Here is a 2,728-nt window from a genome sequence, read left to right as displayed (position 1 = left end):
CGGGGTCGGTGGCCTGGTAGTTCTCGCGGATGACCTGCCGGGGGTCCTTGCCGGGCTCGATGGTGAGGGCATCGGGTCCGGTGATCGTCGGTGCCTCATCGAGGACGAACGCCGATGCCGCCGCGGCGGTGTTGCCCGCCTTGTCAGTGGCCACGGCCGTCAGGGCATGTCGCCCCGGGGCAAGATCCTTCACATCGCCCAGCCGTACCGTCACCTGCTTGGAGGTCTCCCGGGCAGCCGACGAGTCGGTGCTCGCCATCGCGACCCGCTGCCGGAACTCGGTGTAGGAGGCCTCGGGATGAGCGTGGACCTCGACCACCTCGGCCGCCACCTGCTGGCCGTCGAGATGGACGACGAGACCCTCCAGGTTCTCATCCGTCCCGGTGATCGCGAATTCGGCCGTCCGCGACACCCGATCCTTCGGGCCGTCGATGGAGACCTCCGGCGCCGTGTCGTCCAGGACGACGGGCACCCTGCGTTCGAAGCCATTGCCGATCTCATCCATCAGGCTGAGCAACATCGAGTCGCCACCCCGGGCCGCTGGGACCCTGGTCTGGAACGGGCGACGGTTGTCTGCCCCCGCGTCCCACATGTTGGTGAACTCCTCGATGACATTGCCGTTGACCGAGAGCCGGTATCCGAACTCGTTGTCCCACACCTCACCCGACAGGGCGATGTCAGCGGGCTGCTGGGTCAGGTAGATGGCGCCATCGGCGTGGATCCGAGGATCGATCGTGAGATCGATGCCCGGCAACGCCCGGTCGTGGACGAAGCGCCAGGAACCCTCGATCCGTTCCCCGCCCTTGGAGACCGCCACGTAGCCGACCTTGTTGATCGCGTTGCGGAGGTCGAGGGGGATGGAGAACCGCTGCTGGTCGTCGAGCTGCACCGGTTTCCCGTCGACCTCGAATGAAGCGGGTGCCTCGGACAACCGCCCCTTGAGGGTCAGTCTCGAGGCGATCTCTCCCGGTCCGGCATCCTGGTTGATGATCTCCAGATCCTGGAAATCCGGGCTGACCAGATAGGCGGGTTGACCGAAACGTCCTCCCCGCAGTTCGGGGTCATCGAAGAGGATGTGGAGCCCGACAGGATTGGCGCGGCCCGAGATGCTCCAGGCCTTCGACGTCGAGTTCGCGTAGTCCTCCACCTTCCGGTAGGTCGACGCGTGATCGAGGGCGACCAGGACGAGGAAGGACTGGCTCTCGGTCGGGGTGATGGTGTAGCTGAAGTTGCCCTGATCGTCGAGGGGAACCTCCGTCACCCCGTTGTCCAGCAGCACGAGTTCCCCGGCGGGAGCGAGGTCATCGGTCACTCGTCCGGTGACGGTGATGGTCCCGTCCGGTCCGGGCTCGAGCTGCCCCGCCGCGTTGACCGGCGCCGAGGTGATCTGCAGGTCGGGCGGTGTCTCGTCGTAGCCGATCCAATGCGTGGCGGTGCCGAGTTCCTGCCCAGTGTTCGAGTACGCGACGAAGGCGAGCTCGCTGCGGCCGGGGGTCAACGGGACGAGAACCCTGGCCTGGCCATCCGTGATCTCCACCGGTGTGCCGTTGAAGGTCACCCGATCGACCTCGGGACTGGTGATGAGTTCCACGACGGCCTTGCCATCGCTGATCTCCGGGATCAGGAACGGAACGGATTCCTTGCCGATCCAGCGGTCCAGACGGTGACTGTTCAGTACCCGGACGGGCTTGGTCCGGTAGAAGTCCCGCAGCTGGGTGCTGTTGCCCGCCTGGTCCATGGCGAGGATCTCGACGTAGGAGTCACTCGATGCCACCTCGGTCGGGACCGTGAAGGTGTAGACATCGGTGAGGGTGGGTTCGAACACGGTGCCGGTTGCGGCGTCCCGGGCGAAGACCCCGGCGGGGTTGTCCAGACCGGAACGATCATCGGTGGCCTTGACCGTGTAGGTGCGGGATCCGTCGGCGCCAGTGGTGACCGTGTAGGAGGCCTCGGGGGCAACGGTGTCAACGCCGATCGACAGCTCGGTCGTCTGCCACTCGAACTCCTCGGACAGCCGGGCCTGGATCCGGTAGTGATAGGTGCCGAGGTCCGCGTCGGGAACCGTCTCGAATTCCCCCGTCGCCGGGTTGTAGAGGGTCCCGTCCCATGCCTGGTTGGTCGCTCCCTCGGCCGCGGACTGAATCGCTGGCGGCAACAGGGCAAGTGGGAGCCGGGTCACGTTGCGTTCCTTGCCGAAGGTGCGCACCACCGTGCCGTCCTTGACCACCTCGAAACGCACTTCGGCGGCCGAACGCAGCATCATGTAGAGGGGGAAGAGTTCATCGAAGAAACCATCCCCGTTCGGTGACAGCCACTGGGTGGACGTCTCGACGTTGCCCAGCGGGCCGTACAGCTCCGTGTGGTTGGCCTGGTCGGGGCCGAGGATGCCGTCGAGGACCGGGGTCTTCCCGGATTCCTCGGGGTGGTCGATGATGGGTTCGGCGTTCCAGTCCCCGACGAAGCCGAGGTAGGGCACGACCAGGTCGGGTTGGGTGTCGTCTGCCGAGTTGAGGGTGGCCCAGCCCTGGGTCCAGTGTCTGGTGGTGGTGTCTGGGGTGAGGGTGTAGTCGATGGTGGTGGTGCCGCCGGCGGGGACGGTGATCTGGGTGGTGGCGGCCGTGAGGGTTTCTGCGGTGTTGCAGCTGGTGGTGTTGGCTTCCTTGGCCACCTGTTTCTCGGCGATGACGCAGGTGCTGCCGGTGGTGAAGGTGTGGTCGCGGTCGCCTCG

At 66.1% G+C, this 2,728-nt stretch carries 1 protein-coding gene; it reads right to left on the bottom strand.

From position 1 onward, the window contains the following. On the bottom strand, positions 1 to 2,728 hold a 2,728-nt coding region (locus EII35_RS15260; protein WP_185744394.1), incomplete at both ends, for an Fn3-like domain-containing protein.

Source organism: Arachnia propionica (genome assembly GCF_003932785.1).
In the GTDB taxonomy this organism is placed as follows: domain Bacteria; phylum Actinomycetota; class Actinomycetes; order Propionibacteriales; family Propionibacteriaceae; genus Arachnia; species Arachnia propionica_B.
This window is presented reverse-complemented; position numbering and strand designations above follow the sequence as displayed.